Origin of the sequence: Paenibacillus xylaniclasticus, assembly GCF_004001065.1 — a bacterium.
GTDB lineage: Bacteria > Bacillota > Bacilli > Paenibacillales > Paenibacillaceae > Paenibacillus_T > Paenibacillus_T xylaniclasticus.
In genome coordinates this window covers 87,321-106,905 of sequence record NZ_BIML01000001.1, presented here as the reverse complement: position 1 = coordinate 106,905, position 19,585 = coordinate 87,321, and the positions used below count along the sequence as shown (strand labels likewise).

Sequence of the window (19,585 nt, the reverse complement as noted above, 5' to 3'; positions counted from 1 at the left end):
TACATTACTTGATGGGAAATTAATCGTATTAATAATTAATCATATTTGATAATGCATTGGGGGGGAAAGCCCGTGAGTCAAGTCGAGTGGGATTCGGAAGACGAGCTGGAAGAACGACCGTTTCAGTTCGATTATTTGCGCCGATTATTCCGGTATGTGCTGCCATATAAGCGAACTTTAGGCTTCGTAATCGTTATCGTTCTGTTGAACATGGTGCTTAGTCTTGCTGAGCCGCTAATGTTAGGATTTATTATCGACGAGGGCATCGTGAAGAAAGATTATGATTTCATCATGTGGACCGGCATAGCCTTGTTAAGCATCCGATTAATCGGCTGGTTGTTCGGCTGGCTTCATACGAAGCTGATTAATTTTACCGGTCAACGAGTGTTGTTCGACTTGCGTCAGCAGCTGTTTAATCATTTGCAAACACTCTCGTTCCGGTTCTTCGACGGTCGTCCAGCCGGTAAAATTATGTCCCGTATTACGAACGATACGAACGCGATTGGGGAATTAATTAACGGTGGATTGATCACAACCGTAATGGAAGTGACGCATCTGCTCGGTATCGTCGTAATTTTATTTTGGATGGATTGGCAGCTTACGCTTCTTTCTTTTGCTACTATGCCGCTGCTTTATCTAGTGGTTGCCAAGCTGAGACCGAAGATTGAAGGCTCCTGGTCGAAGTCCCGCCGCACCATGTCTGCCATTAACGGCAATGTAAATGAGACGATTCAAGGTATTCGCGTCGTACAGGCGTTCTCTCGACAGTCGGTTAACAACGCCAAATTTAATGACATTAACTTAAATAATAAAAATGCGTTTATGCGTGCAGTCCGGCTGGAATCGACGGTATGGCCGATCGTGGAGTTAATCGGGATGCTCGGGACATGTATTGTGATTTGGTTCGGTGCGAAGCGCGTCATGGATGATGCGCTGACGGTCGGCTTCGTCATGGCATTCATTAACTATTTATGGCGGTTCTGGGGGCCGCTTAGCGCGCTGTCCAAAGTGTACAGTCAACTGTTGTCTGCGATGGCCTCAGCGGAGCGGCTGTTCGAAATATTAGATACCAAGCCGGAGATTAAAAATACGGCACAAGCGAAGGAGCTTCCTTCAATTCGAGGTGAGGTCGAGTTTCGAGATGTTTCATTCCGCTACGGCCCAGACAAACCGGAAGTGCTTCATGGTATTAATCTTCGCGTAAAGCCGGGTCAACGTATCGCCGTTGTCGGTCCAACGGGAGCAGGCAAGAGTACGATTGTCAACCTGCTAATGCGTTTCTACGATGCGACTGACGGTCAAGTACTGATCGACGGACATGATGTGAAAGACGTTACGCTTGAATCCCTTCGACGTCAAATGGGCATTGTGCTGCAGGACTCGTTTATTTTCTCCGGGACGATTGAAGAAAACTTGCGTTACGGTAACGAGGATGCGTCCGAAGAAGCGCTGCTGGAGGCAGCGAAGAGTGTACGCATCGATCAGTTCGTTAGCAAGTTCCCGGACGGGTATCAGACGCAGGTGGAAGAACGGGGCAGCAAGCTGTCTGTCGGACAACGGCAGCTGCTCGCATTCGGTCGAGTGCTGCTTAGCGATCCGCGTATTCTCATTCTGGACGAAGCGACATCGAGCGTCGACACGGAGACGGAGCAGCATATTCAATCGGCGTTGAAGCGGGTACTGGAGGGGAGGACGGCGTTCATTATCGCGCACCGTCTGTCGACGATTCGTGATGCGGATCTCATTATTGTCATTCGTGATGGCCGCATAACCGAGCAAGGTACACATGAGGAGCTGATGAAGTCGAGCGGTCTATACGCTAACCTCGTCCAGTCCCAGCTGCTTATGCAGCAGTCATTCAATGAGATCTTAAACAGCAGGACAGGTTAAGGAATAAAGAGGGCTGATTCATCACCATATGGCGATGAGTCAGCCCTTGTATCGTTTACTTCATCCCGAATGCCTCGGCTACGAGTCGATAGGATCGGATCCGTGCTTCGAAGCTGTGAGTATTCGTGACGATCATCAGCTCATCGGCATCGAATCGTTCGCGAATTGCGATGAGCTTCTCCTTCACGACGTCCGGCGTGCCGACGATGATCTGGCTTCGGCGGTTATTGATCAGCTCAATATCGATTTCGTCGTACGGGTACGACTCGGATGTCTCCACAGAAGGGAAATAACGGAGATTGCCGCCGCGATGGAGCATTAAGAAGAATAATGACGTACTGGTCGCAAGCCGTTCCGCTTCCTCCTGCGTATCGGCACAGACGACGTATACGGCTGCCAAAGCATGCGGCTTGTCATTCAGTGCAGACGGCTTGAACTGTTCCTTGTAACTGCGGACAGCCGCCTCGCCGCCTGGTACGCCGAAAAACTGGGCAAAGCCGAACCTCAGGCCTAGCTGTGCGGACAGCCTTGCGCTTTCGCCGCTGGAGCCGAGCAGCCATATTTCAGGAGCGGTATCGATGATCGGCGAAGCGAACAGATTCGGATACGTATGTGTCGGTCCTGCTTGATCATACAAGTAAGTAATGAGGTCTGTAACCTGCTGAGGATATCGGTCGATGCTCGTATATTTCCCTTCCTGCAGTGCGCGTGTTGACAGGGGCATGCCGCCTGGAGCGCGGCCAAGTCCGACGTCGATCCGGCCAGGGTGCAGCGCTTCGAGCAGCCGGAAGTTTTCGGCGACCTTATAGGCGCTGTAATGAGGGAGCATGACCCCTCCAGAGCCGAGACGAATACGTGACGTATGCGCCGCCAAATGAGCGATCAGCACTTCCGGGCTGGAATGCGCCAGTGCGCCTGATGCGTGATGCTCGGATACCCAATACCGGTAATAGCCAAGCCGGTCGGCTTCAATCGCTAGCTGCGTCGTTTCTCTCAGTGCGTCAGCAGCGGTGCGTCCTTCGGCGACTTGTGATTGGTCTAATATACTAAGCTTCATTGAAAGTCTCACCTCGTCAGCTGATTAATTCATCTGGTGCACCAGCTTATTGCAGCTGTAACTAGTGCTAAGTGTTGTGATCAATTGCTTCAGCCATCGTTCGGTCGGTCAGATGGGCGTAGATTTGTGTCGTCTCCGGTGATGCGTGTCCAAGCTGCTCCTGCGTTTTATATATATCGTTGCGCAAGTAGTAGTCGGTCGCGAATGAATGCCGCAGCTTATGGACGGACAGATAAGGCTTGCCGAACCGCTTTGCGTATTTGATGACCATCTCTTGAATGGCCCGCTTCGTCATACGCGAGCCCTCCTTCTTGCCGTTGGCGACGGCGAGAAATAAAGCTTTCTCCCGCTTGGGCGCATTATAGGTCGTCTCCCGAATGCTCAAATATGCACTTAGCTGCTCGACCGCTTCCTGCCGGAAATAGACTGGCGTCTTGAATGTGTCATCATTTTTGCCTTTACGGAATACGTATGTCAGCTTCTTCTTCAAATCGATATCTTCCACATTCAGATTGACGACCTCCGATACACGCAGACCGGAATGCAGAATGAGATTGATGATACAGGCATCTCGAACTTTATTAATGTGATAGCTGTACAGCGCTTGCTTGTTCGTTGCAATGTCGTTCTCATATTCGCGCTGTACATAGGAGAGAAACTCGTCAATTTCCTGCTCCTGCAGCAGCTTGCCTTCAAGCTTCGCGGCCGTATCCTTCGGTTTATGCGTTCGCTTAATGGATACTTTGGCCATGACATTCCGTTTCAACAGCGGATAAAATTGTTCGTCCTCGGCAATTTGGCTTAAATAATGGAACAGTGAGCGCAGAGAGGACAGCTTTCGAGTCACGGTCACGCGCATATTCGTATGCTCGGTCCTTGTCATGAGGAACATTCGGAACGAATCGATGCTGTCCATATGAAGTCGTTCCAGCTCTTCAAGCTTTATATCCTTCACAGTCGGACCCTCAGCGAGCCCTTCGGCAAGTAGATAAGAGAAGAACGTATCGTAATCCCGCACGTATTCAAGCAGCGAGGAGGGGGAAAGGTCGGGCAGCTTGTAGTTAATAAATTTCTCAACGTACCACGGCATGAGCGGCACTTTCTTATCCAGCTCCTGTCGGTCCTTGATCTTAATGACGTTCATGGCGGGTCAGCTCCTTACCAAAAAAAAGTAACATTCATCCCTCATCATTATACGCCCACGGTGCAGATGAGAACAACTGGGCCGGATGAGGGAAGGGAATCGTTGTAAAATTTGTAACCTGACTGTTTTAATGTCCCTAAGTATGCTGATATAATGAGGAGTATGATAAGGCTTCCAGGAGTTGATATTCGGTGACATTAGTGCCGCTGCAGCCGTTTCATCCCGTCATAGCCGAATGGTTCGTAAGTGCCTTCGGAGAGCCAACCGATGTGCAGGTACGTGCATGGCGGGCGATACAAGACGGTAAACACACGTTAATTGCCGCCCCGACCGGTTCGGGCAAAACGTTGGCGGCCTTGCTGCCGTGTCTGGATGCCGTTGTACGTGATAAGCTTGCCAAAGATACCGACTCCTCGAGCTTGCAAGTGGATAAGGAAGCTCGAGGTGTTCGCGTCCTTTATGTGTCACCTTTGAAAGCGCTTAATAATGATATATTCGAGCATCTGGTATCTTTCATAGAATCGATTGACTGTGCTGCGGCGGAGCGGGATACGATGTGGCCCGGCATACGCTGCGCAGTTCGAACGGGAGATACGCCGCCGTCGCAGCGTTCTTCAATGGCGAAGCGTCCGCCCGACGTACTGATGACGACGCCGGAGTCTCTGTATATATTGCTGACGTCAAAGAGCGGTATGGATATGCTGCGTACGGTCCGGTACGTTGTAGTCGACGAGATTCACGACTTGGCGGCCGATAAGCGCGGCTCGCATTTGTCATTATCGCTGGAGAGACTCGTTCAGTTGTGCAACGGGGCTATTCAACGGATTGGCGTCTCCGCTACGCAGAAGCCGATGTGGCGAGTCGCCCGGTTTCTGGGCGGCTGGGAACCGGATTCGAAATCGAAAGAAGCAGATGAATGCGATACGATGCTGGCTGATCCATCGCTCGAGAGGCCCGTTCACCCGCTAGGCTATGTGCCTAGATCTGTCGCGATTGTTGAAAGTACCATGCCTAAACCGATGCAGGTTCAATTAACGATGCCGGATCAGACGAAGCCGATGACCTCGCTCGAGGCGATATGGCAGCCGTTGCTGCAGCGTCTGTTCGCGCTAATGGAAGGCAGCCGGACCGTGCTCATCTTCGTGAATAGCCGCAGGCTGTGCGAGCGAATTTGTCTACGCCTTAACGATGCGGCAGGCTATGAGCTGAGCCGGGCTCATCACGGCAGTCTAGCGAAAGAGCGTCGTCTTGAAGCAGAACGAATGCTGAAATCCGGCGAGCTGCGCTGTATCGTCGCCACCTCATCGCTGGAGCTTGGTATCGATGTCGGGCATGTCGATCTTGTAATTCAGATCGACCCGCCATTCAATGCGGCATCGGGAATTCAGCGAATCGGACGAGCCGGTCATTCGGTCGGCGGCATAAGTCGAGGGGCGATGATCGTTCGTCACCGCGGCGCTTTGCCGGAAGCGGCTGTACTGTCCAAGCTGATTGCGGATCGTGATATCGAGCCGATCACCATTCCGAAGCATCCGCTGGACGTTTTGTCACAGCACACTGTATCGATGGCGGCAGGCCGAGATTGGACGGTCCGTGAGCTGTATGAGCTTATCGTCCGCAGCGACAGCTTCGCTGCATTGCCATATGATCGATTAATTTCTATGCTGCAAGTGTTAAGCGGGCTTTATCCGTTCGCTCGACCGCTGCTTGATTGGAACCGGGAGACCGATACGATAACAGGCAGACAGAGCGGCGCCATTGCGGCGCTGACGGGAGCGGGCACGATCCCGAGCAGCTCTGCCTATCCGGTTCATCATCTTGACAGCCGTGTGCATTTAGGCGAGCTTGATGAGGAATATGTGCATGAGAGCAGAGTCGGAGATGTGTTCCAGCTCGGTACGAACAGCTGGATGATCCGGCGAATCGATAGAGACCGTATATATGTGACGGAAGCACCGAACAGCTTTAGTGAAATTCCGTTCTGGCGCAACGAGGCCGACGGACGATCCGTCGAGCTGGGGTTAAAGATTGGCCAGTTCATACGTGAGGCAGCGGAACGATTAAAGTTAAGGGACGGAAGCGGGGAAGTGTCCAGTGCGGATGATGATGATCCGTTAGTTGATCGTTCTGTAACGGATTGGTTAGTGGACAGTTACGGGCTGGATGGCGCTTCGGCGGAGACGCTGGTCGCGTATATCCGTGCACAGCACGCCTTCTGCGGCTTGCCAACCGACCGTACCATTATTGTGGAGCACTATCGCGACGTTTCGAATCAGACTCACGTTATTGTCCATAACTGGTTCGGCCGTAGGCTTAATCGAACATGGCTACTTGCGATCGAGCGGCAGTTTGAACAGCTGCTTCCATATAAGCTGTACGGCAATGCGAAGGATAATGGCATAGAATTTGTGCTGCCTGATTGGGATTCTTCATGGTTGCAGTCAATCTGGCATGTCATGCCGGGCAATGTGACAACGCTGCTCACGGAGGCGGTGACGGGATCGCCGCTATTAGCTATCGCATTTCGCCATTTGGCAGAAACTTCGCTCCTGCTGTCCCGAAGCTTTAATCGAACACCGTTGTGGCAGAAACGGCTCCGCAGTGAAGAACTGCTGCGGGAAGCGATGCCGTACGCCGAGCGGTTTCCTTTTTTAGATGAAGCAATGAGAGAATGCTTGCACCGGTATCTTGATGTGGACGGGCTGCGAGGTATTCTTGAAGCGATTGGTAATGGACAGCTGGAATTCGTCATTCGCGAGACGCAGTATCCATCACCGATGGCAACGCAGTTTATTGCAGAATACGTCAACATGAGGATTTACGAAGGAGACGGCTTGGATGACGTCATTCGAATGCAGCTGCTCAATGTTAGCAAAGAGCTGGCCGGCAAAGTATTCGGAGACGATGCCATTCGCAGCGCCTTATCGGTTAAGGTAATTGAAGCGGAGCGTGAACGGTTATCGAATACTGACGGTCGACTATCCTCTTCGGACGATCTGTTGTCATGGCTTAAAATCCGAGGCGACATGGGAACGGATGAAATCGTCAAGCTGGGCGGTGAAGCGGCTCTCGCATGGGTGGCAGAGCTGAGCAGTCGTGGTGCGATCGTCCTTGTTGATTTAAGTGATTTGAATACGATTAAGCTTACTGCTGTATCCGAATCAGATTCCGTATCCGAAACGGTCGTGCCGACCTCGGCGGAGCGAACGCTTCGTTGGATATGCCGGGATGAGCAGGAGCTGTACAGCCAGTTTCCGCATGATCCTGCGTCTGTCTCCTTCATCATTGGCCGATTCGCTGAGCATCAAATATCGTTCACAGAGCCGGAGCTGTGTGAACGATATCCGGCATTAACGCTGAAGGCTGCCAGGGAAGCCGTTGCATTGCTGCTGGATCAACAGTTAATTGAGCAGGCACCGTTTGCTTCAGGACCGGATGAACGGCTGTGGACAGGACGCCGAACGGCCGAACGGCTTATTCGGCTGTCCATTCATGAGGCGCGTGATCGGATTAAGCCCGCTCATCCGAACCGTTGGTTCGTTCAGATGGCGATGCGCCAGCATGTGCTTAGCGGCACGCAGCTTCGCGGCGAGGAAGGGCTTAGAACGATCATTAGCAGGCTGCAAGGGCTCTTTTTGCCTTTGTCGCACTGGGAAACGATCATTTTCCCGTCCCGTATGATCGATTACCGTCCGGAGCTGCTGGATCTTCTGTGCGCAACAGGGGATGTCATTTGGCTGGGCAAGCAGGATAATGGGGAGAAAGAAGGGCGCATCGCTTTCTTTCTGGCGGACAGTAAGCCTTTGTATGAGCCATATGTATCTGCGCTCGACACCAAGCCTTCGTTACGGCCGGACTTGCTTGCAGCACTTCGTTCAGGGGGAGCGAGCTTCTTGGCGAAGCTTGCCCGAGATATAGGGGAGGCGCCGTCTGGTACGCTGAACGGCCTCTTGTCGCTCGTCTGGGAAGGACAAGCCTCGAACGACCAATTCGCTCCGCTGCGGCTGCACGCGAGCAAGAAGAAGAGCGACTGGGCTCGCAGCGGCTCCGGTCTTGGCAGATGGTATTGGACCGGTAGTCTGTCGGACAATTCGGATTCTTCCGGCGCATCGCAGACTTCAAAGCGAGACGAGACAGAAGCGCAAGTACAACGTTCGGAAGCTCACTCCGCATTGTCGAATGCGACAGAATCGTCAGCGATACACTGGGTCCGGCATCTGCTGGATAGCTGCGGCATCGTGACGAAGGAGCTTGTCAGCCAGTTAACGCCATTCTCATGGGATGCTCTACTTCCCGTATTGAAGCAGCTGGAGGAATGGGGGACAATTACTCGCGGCAAGTTCGTCGATGGAGAAGCAGCGATGCAATTTACGACGCCAGATATTGCGGAGGCGATCCGATCGCCAGTGCCGGATTCGCAAGACCGCAGCGTCACCGTGCTGTCATCGATCGATCCTGCGAATCCTTATGGCTTGATTGCTCCGTGGCCGAAACTAGAGCGCTGTTCTTTCGCGAGAAAGGCTGGTCATTATCTCGTGCTTTGCGGTGGCGAATGGTTGTACTGGATCGAGAATAACGGCAGGCGGATACATACAATTAGCGGTGAAGCGGCTGTAATGGATTCATCCTTGCTGGAGCTTCGGCTGTCTTTGTCAGCTATATTGCGCCGTCAACGGCTGAGCAAAATCGTCGTTGAGCTATGGAACGGTAGCTCGATTCTATCAACGGATCAAGGAGTGGAACTGCTTGGTATTGGCGCAGAGCGGGATGGGCAGCGTCTCGTATTCTGGCCAAGTACGCTTACGTAAGACCGATTTTACGAACACCATTATAACTTCAAGGGAGAGTTCGTTTATGAGCGTGAATGTTATTCAGTCGTTGGCGGAACAAATTCGCCGTAATGTAGGTCAAGTTATTGTAGGAAAGGAGCAGATCGTCGATCAGCTCATCATTGCACTCCTTACGTCCGGGCACGTCCTACTCGAAGACGTGCCGGGCACTGGCAAGACACTGCTCGCAAAGTCGCTGGCACGTTCGATTGACTGCAGCTTCAAGCGTGTACAGTTCACGCCGGATTTGCTGCCATCTGATCTAAGCGGCATTAATTTCTACAATCAGAAGCAGGGGGAATTCGAATTCCGGCCCGGTCCTTTGTTTACGAATTTGCTGTTGGCCGATGAGATCAACCGCGCGACACCGAGAACGCAATCGAGCCTGCTGGAATGTATGGAGGAGCGGCAAGTCAGTATAGATGGTACGACGCATGTGCTGCAGCTGCCGTTCTTCGTTATCGCTACGCAAAATCCGATTGAGCAGCAAGGGACCTTCCCGCTTCCAGAGGCACAGCTTGACCGCTTCCTGTTCAAGCTGAATATGGGTTATCCGACGACAGAGGAGAGCATTAACATCCTGAGTCGATTTAAGGACAATAAACCGCTCGATAGCTTGCTGCCTGTCACGGACCCTACCTCAATCGTGGAAGCTCAGCGTTCGGTTGCGAAGGTTAAGGTGAGCGATGACATCCTGCGCTATATCGTCGAGATAGCCGAGCTATCGCGCAAGCTTGAAGAGGTCGCGACCGGCGTAAGTCCACGCGGCATGCAGGCGCTAATGGCAGCGGCACAAGCGAAAGCGGCGCTAGCCGGACGTGATTATGTCACGCCGGACGATGTGAAGCAGCTTGCGGTGCCAGCGCTGGCACATCGGTTAGTGCTCAAAAGCACAGCACGGGCAAGAGGCGACCGCAGTGCCGCCGAACGATTGATCGAGCGTGTGCTGGGCAGCGTCGAGGTGCCGGCCGAGCCGCTTCGTTCATAGGAGCGGGAAGCTTATGACGGCGTACGGTTTTATCATTATCAGCGTAGTAATAATCTATATTCAGCATGTTATATATCGCAGGGTAGCCTTACGCAAGGTTACCTATGATCGGCAATTCGATCGTAGCGTATGCTTCGAAGGAGACGAGGTGCTGATGGTAGAGACCATCGGCAACGAGAAGTGGTTTCCGATTCCGTGGCTTCGCGTCGAATCATTGCTTAGCTCTTCGCTGCTCTTCGGCGCCGATCCCGCGGCGAATTTGGACATTAGCACGGGCCAGTTTATGCAAAATCATAAAAGCTTCTTCAGTCTCATGCCTTGGCGCAGAATTCGAAGATCGCATAAGGTGACGGCTGCTAAGCGCGGCGTATATACGCTGTCGACCGTGACGTTAACAGCGGGTGATCTACTTGGCATTAGCGCGCAAACGAAGCAGCTCGTGTTCACAGATCGAATGATTGTATACCCGATTCCGCTGCTGCCCGAAGACATTACACTGCCTGCACGAAGCTGGCAAGGCGAGCTGTCGGTGCAGCGGTGGGTGGTCGAGGACCCGTTCAGGCGCATTGGCGTACGGCCCTACCGGCCAACTGACTCGCTTCGGCTCGTCAACTGGAATGCAACAGCAAGAACAGGCGAGCTGCAGGTTCATCAGCTTGATACGACGGCCGATTATTCGGTTCTTGTTGTTTTGAATGTCGAAGATCATGCAGGGGTATGGCGAGACATAGTAGACGTAGAAACGATCGAGAGCGGCATTCGCATCGCTGCAGGCATCGCCAACGAGCTTATCCGCAGCGGTATGGAGGTCGGCTTCGGCAGCAATGGCTGCTTGGAGGATGACAAGCAATCGCTTGTCTATGTGCCAATTTCAGGCGGAGAGCCGCATTTATATCAGCTGTATGAGACGATGGCGCTGCTTCAGATTGAGAGGCTAATGCCGCTGCACGAGTACCTACTTGAGCTCGTGAACAAATTAGACACTGCAACCGATATTATTGTAATAACTACCTATACGGATGAACGGGTATATGAAGCGGCAGGGCGGCTGGAGGCTGATGGTCATCGTGTCGTCTATCAACGGCTCTGGTCTGAAAGAGAGGCGAATATATCATGACTAGCCTCACTCGATTCCGGCACACAGCACTACATGTTGTGCTACGGGCTATTTTCATCTCGATGCTGCTGTTGCCAGCTGTTATCGCGCTTGCTCTGTATGCGGTTCCGACCGACGAGCGGCTGCAATGGATATTGACCGTACCGTTCGTCTTCGCAGCGGGAGAACTACTCGCCCGGTTGTTCGCCGGACGAAGACGTTGGCTGCTCGAAGTGATTGCGGTGCTGCTCGCGCTCTCGTATGTATATCTAGTATATGGGACATCGAAAGTGTCCTTTCTAAGCGATCTCGTATTTGTTGGCATTATCATATTTGGTACGTTCCGGCCTCGTGACGGAGCGGTCTGGTCAGCGCCGCTTGTTCTGTACATTATTTCTTTTCTAATGTATGCATTAGTTTCATTTATTCTGCAAGAGGAGCCTAACGTGTCGTTCTACTCGCGTCTTCTGAACGTCAGCGGTGCAGTGACGCTTGTGGTATCCCTGTTCTTATTTAATAAGAACGCGGTTCGAAGGGAATCGTACGCTGATCGTAACGGCGGCGGAGGCGTATCTCAATCGATCCTTTGGCACAATCGACTTCTTGTTACGATTATTGGCGGTTTGATATTAATCGTATCGTTCCTATCGGATATAAGTGCCTGGCTTCGTCGGCTTCTGTCACAGATTCTGAATCAATTGAAAGAGTGGCTGAACAGAGCGCCCTATGTCGATAAGCCCGGACCGATATCGAACAGCCAAGAGCAAGTTCTGAGTTCGCTCGATTCAGGCAAACCGAGTCATTGGATCGAGATGCTGGGACAAGTAGCGATTTACTTCTTTACGGCCTTAATCATTGCTGCTGCGATCTGGACGCTGTATCGGGTCATACGAAAATTACCTTTCGTCGTTCGGATGCTGGAGCGGTGGATGCAGCGGATCATGGGCAAGGAACGTATGGCTGCAGCACAGGCCGGCTACGTGGACGAGACGGAAGAGATTAATCATACGCCGTTGTCCGACCGATTCAAGCGTTTCGCTTCCGGACTTAGACCAACGCGGCACGCCGATGAATGGGACCGATTACCCGATAACGCCGCCCGTATCCGATATTTGTACCGTACAGCTCTTCTTGCGCGAGAGCAAGAAGGCTACCACCCGAAGCCGCATTTAACACCTCGTGAGACAGCACATGAGCTCAAGAGTGCGGATGCTTCAATTCGAGATCTTCCGGAGATAGTCGTTACTCTTTATGAGCGTGCTCGATACGGTGGTGCATCTATTAAAGATAGCGAAGCAGAAGAAGCTCGATTAATAGAAGTTTCGACCAAGAAGAAACGATCTTGATCGCTCCTAGCAAAATAAACAGCCCTTTCAGCATCCATATGGATACGAAAAGGGCTGTTTGTTTTACTCAAAGAAGGCCGCTGATGACTCGGTCAACCTGAGAAGGTTGAGAGTATGTATTACAGCGAAATCGGCTGCTTCTCGGTAACGAACCGGTATAGCGATTCAACCTTCTCATCTGTTAAGTCTCCGCTGTTGTCGAAGACCGTAATAGAAGATGCTGGAATGTCCCAGTTAATTTCCGGTACGAACTGCACGCGTGTAGCGAACGAATCCCAGTTACTCAACTTCCATTGATCTCGAACGGTCTGGCGATCGATAATACGATTCTTCTGCAGTTCCATGTCCGTTAGCGTAACGACGATAACTTTCACATCGACTTCGGAGCGGGTGAGACCTGCGGAAGCGATAACGTCTTCGATCCACTGCTTATTCTTCAGCTCCGCCGTGAAGGGACTGATCATAAATACGTTCTGACCAGCGGCGAGATTCTCAATACAAATATCCTTGGTCGTGTCATATTCGAGATCGCGGAGATTTTCCTTATAAAATTCGGAATCACGGTCGTTCGGGTCGAGACCGTTCTGAATGAGAATATGTTCCACGAAGCGTCCTCCTACTGTGTCACGGTCAAGGAAGGACGCTGGAATACGAGCTGCGAGCTTGCGTGCAACCGTCGTCTTACCAGTACCAGCAACGCCTACGAAAAAGATTAGTTTCTGCAATATATAAATCCTCCACATAATTAATAGATTTATATATTGTAACATTAATCACCAAAGAGGAAAATAGCACATCCTTACAGGATAACGTTGTTGATGGAAGATCAATTAATTAAATTTGATTATAATAATTTAAAGGGTAGGTCATACTATATATTTATATATATATATGAATTGAGAGAGGGATGGTTCATCCGTCCGTTTACACTGACTTTCAGAACAGCCTCTAGCAATAACTTGAGGTAGATTTAGTTCATCACGATGGATTTATGCATCGCTGTCATAATGGATTCACCGGTTATACCGAGACGCCAGATCGCGATGCCCTTCAAGCTGTACCGTTTGGCAAGCCCGATTTTATCATTGATTGTCTGCGCATTCTCGCTGTTCGTTGAAATACCGAGTACAAGCTTTGATGCACTTACCTGCTTCAGAGCAAGCTGAATCGCTTCGTCGACCTTGTTCATTGGCTCTGGGCCATCTTCAGTTGAATAGTCATACGCCATAATGATGATCTCGTCGGCATATGAAGCTAGTGTCTTGTAATCATAACCGCGGAAAGAGCTGTTGAGCGGATGCAGGGCAAGAGATAACGTCAAATTAGCAGCTTCTGCGCGTCGGTCCAGCTTCTTCACGAAGGAGTTGAACGATTGCTGAGCCTCTATATAATCCCCTGTTAAGCCAAGCCCCTCGAAATCAAGCGTAATGCCTGTAAAATGGTTGTCGGCAGCTAGTGCGATCAATTGATCGATGGTGTTGTCCTGCATGGTGGAATTGTGCAGCATTTTCGTTAATTCACCGTGTCCGTCCATTGCGGCTACCATCAATTTCGCCTCGCCTCCGGACTGCACCTTACTTTGTACTATCGATTCAGGAGTAACATCACCGGCTGGCTTCGGCCAATAAAAATCTTGGCCAGTGAGCGTAAGATTACCGGTATTCGGATCGAGCCTCGTCCAGCCGAACGAAACTGCATCAAACTTCGGTACGAACCTGACTTCGTCATAAGAGCGGATGGCGTAGAATGCTTCTGTAAATATTTTCTCTACGGGGGAAGTGATTGTGACCGTCTGCGTGCTACCATTCCAGCTGACACCAGCGCCGAACTGTGTACTGAAGAAACTGAGCGGTACGAACAGGGAGCCGTTCTTCAACGCTGGCGCGACGTTAAGCTGCTTCGTCTGCCCATTCACGATAGCTTTCTTGTCCCCGCTGCGGAGGATAACCTTTATTTTGGAGCCATCACGTGTTTTTGTAGCCGTTAACGTGTGCGAGGCATTGGACCAAGTCACTTGTATGTTCAGCGCCTCGGCAATCGCCCGGAACGGAACCATTGTCGTTCCTTGGGTCACGTATGGCGTATTTGGGAACGGAAGCGGGTATCCATCGAGCATTATCGTGACAGGCTTGGATGCTGCTGAAGCAGTGGGTGCTGTGTTATTGAATGTCGAAAGCAGAACAATGACAGAGCAGGAGGTGAGGAAGAACGATTTAATTTTCGATGACATGGGGGTTCTCCTTTAATAATTATTTCATAGTATATATTGAATATTCGAATCTATCATCTTTTATTATCTTAACGATTTCGTAGGAGGTAAAGTTGCATGAAGAAGAAAGATTAACTATGAGAAGGAAAAAATTACTATCCGGTTACAGAAATATCCCTTTAAGAGAGGCGCTTATTGACACCTGCAATTATGTTGGGGGTTAATACGCCAGAGTATATTCCATGCCAGTTGAAGGTTAATTCCTTTTTCTATAGAATTAATCGATTAGAAACCTATTTAGACCATAGAAAGGGAGTATTGTCATAATGGGAGATTCCGTTCAAGTGAATATGGAGCCGTTAGTTAGCTGGGGGAAATTTGTAGAAGCTGCGTACGAAATGTACAAAACCAATCATCGGTCGCCCGGGACGCCTAATGATTTTCCGGTAGGTTGGGAGCGGGTCGCGAACTTAACGATGACGCCTCGGCTGGGGTCGATGAAGGAGAAGGAATTTGCCGGATATATCGCCCAGTCATTAAGTGACGCAACCCTTCAGGCTGTCGTCATCCGTGGAACGGAAAGCGCGCTCGATTGGCTGATGGACTTCGAATTCGAGTTGGAGACGTTCCACGAAGTACCGAACGGTGGTAAGACAGAAGTAGGCTTCACGAACTTATACCGCAGCATGAAAGTCGAGTACGTTGATCCAAGCCGGCCATCGGAGCTGCTCAGCGAGACGCTTGACCATCTGCCTTCAGGTACGAGGCTCGTCGTGACGGGGCACAGTCTTGGCAGCTCGCTCGCGACACTGCACGCCTTCTTGGCCGGAAGCAAAAATATCGCCGTAGAGCTCGTCACATTCGCCTCCCCACGTGTAGGGGATCGAGCATTCGTAGAGGCGTTCGAGCGGATGAATATTGCGAATACTCGCGTATTTAATAAGCCGGACGTTGTACCAACGGTTCCAATCGAGTTGTTCGGTTACCGCCACCTCGAGCCTGGCATCGAAATCAACTCCGGTTTGTACCCTATTAAGCATTCGGTGTCATGTTATCATGCGCTCAGCACGTATCTCTACGTCATGGGAGACTCACAAGCGAACATTGACAAATGCCGCACGCGCTCCGGCTCCTAACGGGTTCTTCTATAAATTAAGCTTATTCTTAAGTTCAGTGTCAGAAAGTCCTCCAAGGACTAACAGTTCAGAATAAGGGTCTCCGTCAATATTAAAATATTTTGCAAATGCGGGCTCGGATTTTACCGAGTCTTTTCAATTTTCGTATGTTATCTCTTGCATTCATCCCTGCTAAAGCTAACAGCCGATGTGTTTTAACCACTGACGATGCTACTGCTCAATTCGCCATGCACTTAAACGATATCTATTTTATTATTTTCTCTCTGATTTTGTTAGCTTTTTTATATGACTGGCATCCATAATATCGAAGCCAACATCATAATCTATAAATTTGACAATGAGGTGGGAAGTCTATGAGAGAACTTCAGAAAGAGAAATTGGTCGAGCGAATTGATGCGGTCTTTTTGCCAGTGCGGGATTTAAGGAAAGCGATTGACTGGTATACTGAAGTATTTGGATTCGAAGTTCGTTGGGAGAATCAAAGATTTGCAGGTTTAAACGTAGGCAACAATGTAGGCTTTCATCTTGTCGAGGTGAAGGATTACATTGTGAATCAGAATTACTGCCCTTTTAACTTTGCTGCTAGGGATTTGGACGCAGTACGGGCTAAGCTGGAGGAAAGCGGAGTCAGGATGACCGGTTATCGCGAAGGTGAGCCGAAACGATTTGACTTTTTTGATCTTGACGGCAATATTCTGACGATTATCGAGATCGGGTAGTCGAGAAATAATCACAAGCCGGAGGTTTACTATGAACCACATCTAAATACGAGGTGCACGAGTTCACCATCTCAAGAATGTTGATGTGAACATTCCAAAAGGTAATTCGTAGTATTTACAGGAGTCAGCGGGTCAGGGAAGTCAAGCCTGGCCTTTGATATTTTATATGAAGAGGGAAGACGGATGGTTTGAAGGTTTGAATTTACGAGGAGTCTTTTTTAATGTATAACTTTTTCACAAAACTCGTATTTTGTACATATGTCTATAAAACCCACATTCAACTGTTCTCTATGTTAAGTCATTGCATACGCTGTTCCGCTCAGTGTGACGGGTCCATCAATTCGCACAATGCCCGAAGTTATAGGTGTTAGTCGACATTTATAAACATGAAACCCCGCAGGTGCGTTGAAATCAGCGCCCATCGTGGTGATGAGATGTAGCTCATTCACTTCAAAGTCGTTAACCCCTGGAAGTTCATATCTCCCAATCCAAATTACACCCTCGTCCCTAAGAAATTCGATCGTCATCTCTATTTTATCGTTTTGTGGATGGCCAAGCCCGACGGTAATGCCTAATTCAATACGATTGGGTGGACCGCTACTAAGATATATGCCGACATCAGCTAGTATAATCGAATTTGACGAGGCTAACACATACGGTAATTGGACTCCACCAGGCAGTACACCGCCAGGCTCTCCATTGCTAGGTTGGCTGACTTTATAATCAAGAAGTTTAGCGGGCATTCTTTCACGTCTCCTATTCTATAGACTTATTGATAAGATATGTACAAGCATGTTCCTATGAAAGGTATATGTGGCTATTAATTTGACAAAAAAGTCGATCGATTTTCTCATCAATTATGACACCGCACTCTTCATCTCATACTTTACAGTTGCTTATGATGGCAGATCCTCTTTCCTTTCCGGACGCACTTACCGTCCCTTCTCCGACATAAAAACCCCGACTTGTGACTCTGTTGGCTGCAGACGCTGCATCTTGCAATTCGAATTTATTCAGTAATGTAATAAAGTTCTTGCCATTCATCGGTAATTTTTCAAGCTTATGTCATTTGGTTTTGACAAGAACTTGATAACAATTTATCGTCTAAAAAAAGAAACAGCCGATAATCATGATCAACTGTTTCTTCTCACATGTATGTTTATGTTGTATACAGACCGTCTGCGATAAGTTAATTAAGGTTTAGTTGCTTTAATCACAGCAGATACAATGTAATCTTCCACTTTCGATCCGGGAACCCAATCTTTGATGAACTCCCTAGATTCCTCCTTTGGCTCTACCACTACATCCATAAATCCACTTTGTGAAAGCATCACTTTCAACTCGTCAACGGACGAAGCGCCGGATATGCAGCCTGTATATAGAACATCCAGGTCATTTTTTATTTCCGCCGGAAGTTCTGCTGTCGTTACAACATCGGAAATGGCCAAACGCCCACCGGATCGCAGAACGCGGAACGATTCATTAAAAACTTGCTGTTTATCCGGCGAAAGATTAATGACGCAGTTGGAAATGATAACATCCACCGTATGATCTGGAACCGGTAAATGCTCGATTTCTCCCAGTCTAAAATCCGTGTTTGTGAAACCGCCTTTTACGGCGTTGTTGCGCGCGCGGCTCACCATTTCCGGTGTCATATCGACCCCGATTACATAGCCGGCTTCCCCTACTTGCCGAGACGCTAAAAAACAATCGAAACCGCCGCCGCTGCCGAGGTCCAATACGACTTCTCCGGGCTTTAGCTCCGCAATGGCTTGTGGGTTACCACAACCAAGGCCGAGATTTGCACCTTCCGGAGCTGCATTTAATTCTTCGGTTGAATAGCCCAACTGCGAAGAAACGTCATCGGCCGTTCCGCAGCAACTTGAAGCTGGCGAGCAGCAAGAACTCTGCTCTAAATCTTGCAAGGCGATTTCCTTATAACGACTGCGTACATTTTGACGAATCTGATCATTCTTTTCTTGGTTCATGAATAATCTCTCCTTTTCCCTTAAAATGGGTTAATATTAGTTGTAATTTGCAAGTATGGATCTCCCCAGTCATACCTGTTGAAATCAATAATTCCTGAAAGCTTCCCGTCCTTAACGATAAGATTTCCAATATGGTAATCATCATGTTGGAAAATATTGGGCCTATCCTTCATTAAGTATAAGTTGTTATCAATAAAGGATAACAACTTATCTTCGTTATTTATTGCAACTCCGCATTTGGAATATTCCATTCTGTATCGATGATGCTTTGCGGCCATTCTTTCATCCCAAGACTGCATGTTATCAGGACAGATAATCTGATGGATCTTTATTAATTCGACTCCCGATTGTATACCGATGTTGTATTGCTCTTCTTCCGTTAAAAGTAATAATTCTGCTGATGCATCATTTCCTTCAATGAATGAGATGATCATGTAACCGAGGTCTTGCTCAGGTAGCACACCAATTTCAATAGGTCTAGAGCATTTCACATCATGCTTTTCCATCATCCTCAATCCATTGAATTCCAATTTCTTGTACTTATCCTGATCTATGCTGTAGGTTCTTAATATGTATCGGGGATGACCATTGCTATCATGTACGATGTATTTATCATTACTTGAGTATCCCTTGTGAACTTGCTCAAGCTTTGCAATGTTTCTTAGTAGAGGAATGGAACTGCGAAAACGTTCATATTGATTCATGGAATCACTCATGCCCCTCTCCTTTCTCTTATCGTCAGCATCATTCATAAAAGGTATAAAAAGAGCTCGCGTTAGATACTCGAGCTCTTGGTTTGTTATTTCTTTGTATTATAGACAATTTTCTTTATACTATCATAGGAGAGACAAAATGAGCTTGAAAGTTGATCTAGGCTCATTCCCTTGTGGGATAATTCCCTAATCTCGTTGTTTTGTTTAAGTAGAAACTCTCTGTGACCCGTATTTTTTCCCACTTTTTTCTTTCTACTGAAGTTGGAATATATAGAATTTTCCCCTGAACATATTTTGTACTTCGAGAAGTAAATGATCGGGTAAAATATCTTTTGCGGAATAAACCGCTGTTGTTCGCCACGAAGTAATGATATTTTATCCAGCTTCACTCTTTTGTCCTCTCTTTCTTCACATTTTTTACAGTACTTTAAAATACCGCTGTATGGCACCGATAATAATATATAGTTTTG

At 49.1% G+C, this 19,585-nt stretch carries 14 protein-coding genes and 2 pseudogenes; 8 read left to right on the top strand and 8 right to left on the bottom strand.

The window, feature by feature from the left end; genetic code table 11:
- Window positions 1-72: 72 nt before the first annotated feature.
- Complete coding sequence (locus PXY01_RS00455) at window positions 73-1,890, top strand: ABC transporter ATP-binding protein (protein ID WP_127566165.1); 1,818 nt, start codon at window positions 73-75, stop codon at window positions 1,888-1,890.
- Window positions 1,891-1,945: 55 nt separating this feature from the next.
- Here PXY01_RS00455 and PXY01_RS00450 read toward each other — a convergent pair whose 3' ends face one another.
- A complete protein-coding gene (locus tag PXY01_RS00450; RefSeq protein WP_127566163.1) occupies window positions 1,946-2,947 on the bottom strand; it encodes an LLM class flavin-dependent oxidoreductase in 1,002 nt (333 codons plus the stop codon).
- Window positions 2,948-3,014: 67 nt separating this feature from the next.
- Complete coding sequence (gene xerS, locus PXY01_RS00445) at window positions 3,015-4,091, bottom strand: tyrosine recombinase XerS (RefSeq protein WP_127566161.1); 1,077 nt, start codon at window positions 4,089-4,091, stop codon at window positions 3,015-3,017.
- A gap of 191 nt (window positions 4,092-4,282) precedes the next feature.
- On the opposite strand from xerS, the gene PXY01_RS00440 reads away from it, so the two are divergent.
- Genes PXY01_RS00440 through PXY01_RS00425 form a run of 4 tightly spaced genes read left to right on the top strand, consistent with a single transcriptional unit; the run spans window position 4,283 to window position 12,350 of the window.
- The gene (locus PXY01_RS00440) at window positions 4,283-8,899 is read left to right on the top strand and encodes a DEAD/DEAH box helicase (RefSeq protein ID WP_127566159.1); all 4,617 of its coding nucleotides are present in this window, start codon (window positions 4,283-4,285) and stop codon (window positions 8,897-8,899) included.
- A 46-nt stretch (window positions 8,900-8,945) separates the two neighbouring features.
- Window positions 8,946-9,908, top strand: coding sequence for an AAA family ATPase (locus tag PXY01_RS00435; RefSeq protein ID WP_127566157.1), 963 nt, complete (start codon window positions 8,946-8,948; stop codon window positions 9,906-9,908).
- A 13-nt stretch (window positions 9,909-9,921) separates the two neighbouring features.
- Window positions 9,922-11,025, top strand: a complete 1,104-nt coding sequence (locus tag PXY01_RS00430; protein ID WP_127566155.1) for a DUF58 domain-containing protein — start codon at window positions 9,922-9,924, stop codon at window positions 11,023-11,025.
- Complete coding sequence (locus tag PXY01_RS00425; protein ID WP_127566153.1) at window positions 11,022-12,350, top strand: DUF4129 domain-containing protein; 1,329 nt, start codon at window positions 11,022-11,024, stop codon at window positions 12,348-12,350. Before PXY01_RS00430 ends, PXY01_RS00425 begins: the two co-directional genes overlap by 4 nt.
- Window positions 12,351-12,469: 119 nt before the next feature.
- On the opposite strand, the gene PXY01_RS00420 is transcribed toward PXY01_RS00425, so the two are convergent.
- Together PXY01_RS00420 and PXY01_RS00415 are read right to left on the bottom strand one after the other, a co-directional pair.
- Window positions 12,470-13,075, bottom strand: coding sequence for a P-loop nucleotide/nucleoside kinase family protein (locus PXY01_RS00420; protein WP_127566151.1), 606 nt, complete (start codon window positions 13,073-13,075; stop codon window positions 12,470-12,472).
- A 245-nt stretch (window positions 13,076-13,320) separates the two neighbouring features.
- Window positions 13,321-14,580 carry a stalk domain-containing protein gene (locus PXY01_RS00415; RefSeq protein ID WP_127566149.1) on the bottom strand — a complete coding sequence of 420 codons (1,260 nt, stop codon included), beginning with the start codon at window positions 14,578-14,580 and terminating at the stop codon, window positions 13,321-13,323.
- Window positions 14,581-14,885: 305 nt separating this feature from the next.
- On the opposite strand from PXY01_RS00415, the gene PXY01_RS00410 reads away from it, so the two are divergent.
- Entirely contained in the window at window positions 14,886-15,695 is an 810-nt protein-coding gene (locus PXY01_RS00410) for a lipase family protein (RefSeq protein WP_127566147.1), read from the top strand.
- A 9-nt stretch (window positions 15,696-15,704) separates the two neighbouring features.
- Here PXY01_RS00410 and PXY01_RS23205 read toward each other — a convergent pair.
- A pseudogene (locus PXY01_RS23205) lies at window positions 15,705-15,815 on the bottom strand (DUF4269 domain-containing protein); the annotation flags it as partial.
- A 233-nt stretch (window positions 15,816-16,048) separates the two neighbouring features.
- On the opposite strand from PXY01_RS23205, the gene PXY01_RS00400 reads away from it, so the two are divergent.
- Entirely contained in the window at window positions 16,049-16,414 is a 366-nt protein-coding gene (locus PXY01_RS00400; protein WP_127566145.1) for a VOC family protein, read from the top strand.
- Window positions 16,415-16,460: 46 nt separating this feature from the next.
- Window positions 16,461-16,597: pseudogene (locus PXY01_RS23200) on the top strand (excinuclease ABC subunit A); the annotation flags it as partial.
- A 110-nt stretch (window positions 16,598-16,707) separates the two neighbouring features.
- Here the strand turns inward: PXY01_RS23200 and PXY01_RS00395 are convergent.
- From PXY01_RS00395 to PXY01_RS00385, 3 genes are all read right to left on the bottom strand, one after another.
- The gene (locus tag PXY01_RS00395) at window positions 16,708-17,157 is read right to left on the bottom strand and encodes a hypothetical protein (protein WP_127566144.1); all 450 of its coding nucleotides are present in this window, start codon (window positions 17,155-17,157) and stop codon (window positions 16,708-16,710) included.
- A gap of 450 nt (window positions 17,158-17,607) precedes the next feature.
- Entirely contained in the window at window positions 17,608-18,402 is a 795-nt protein-coding gene (locus tag PXY01_RS00390) for an arsenite methyltransferase (protein WP_127566142.1), read from the bottom strand.
- A gap of 20 nt (window positions 18,403-18,422) precedes the next feature.
- The gene (locus PXY01_RS00385; protein WP_127566140.1) at window positions 18,423-19,118 is read right to left on the bottom strand and encodes an aminoglycoside phosphotransferase family protein; all 696 of its coding nucleotides are present in this window, start codon (window positions 19,116-19,118) and stop codon (window positions 18,423-18,425) included.
- Between the last annotated feature and the right edge of the window lie 467 nt (window positions 19,119-19,585).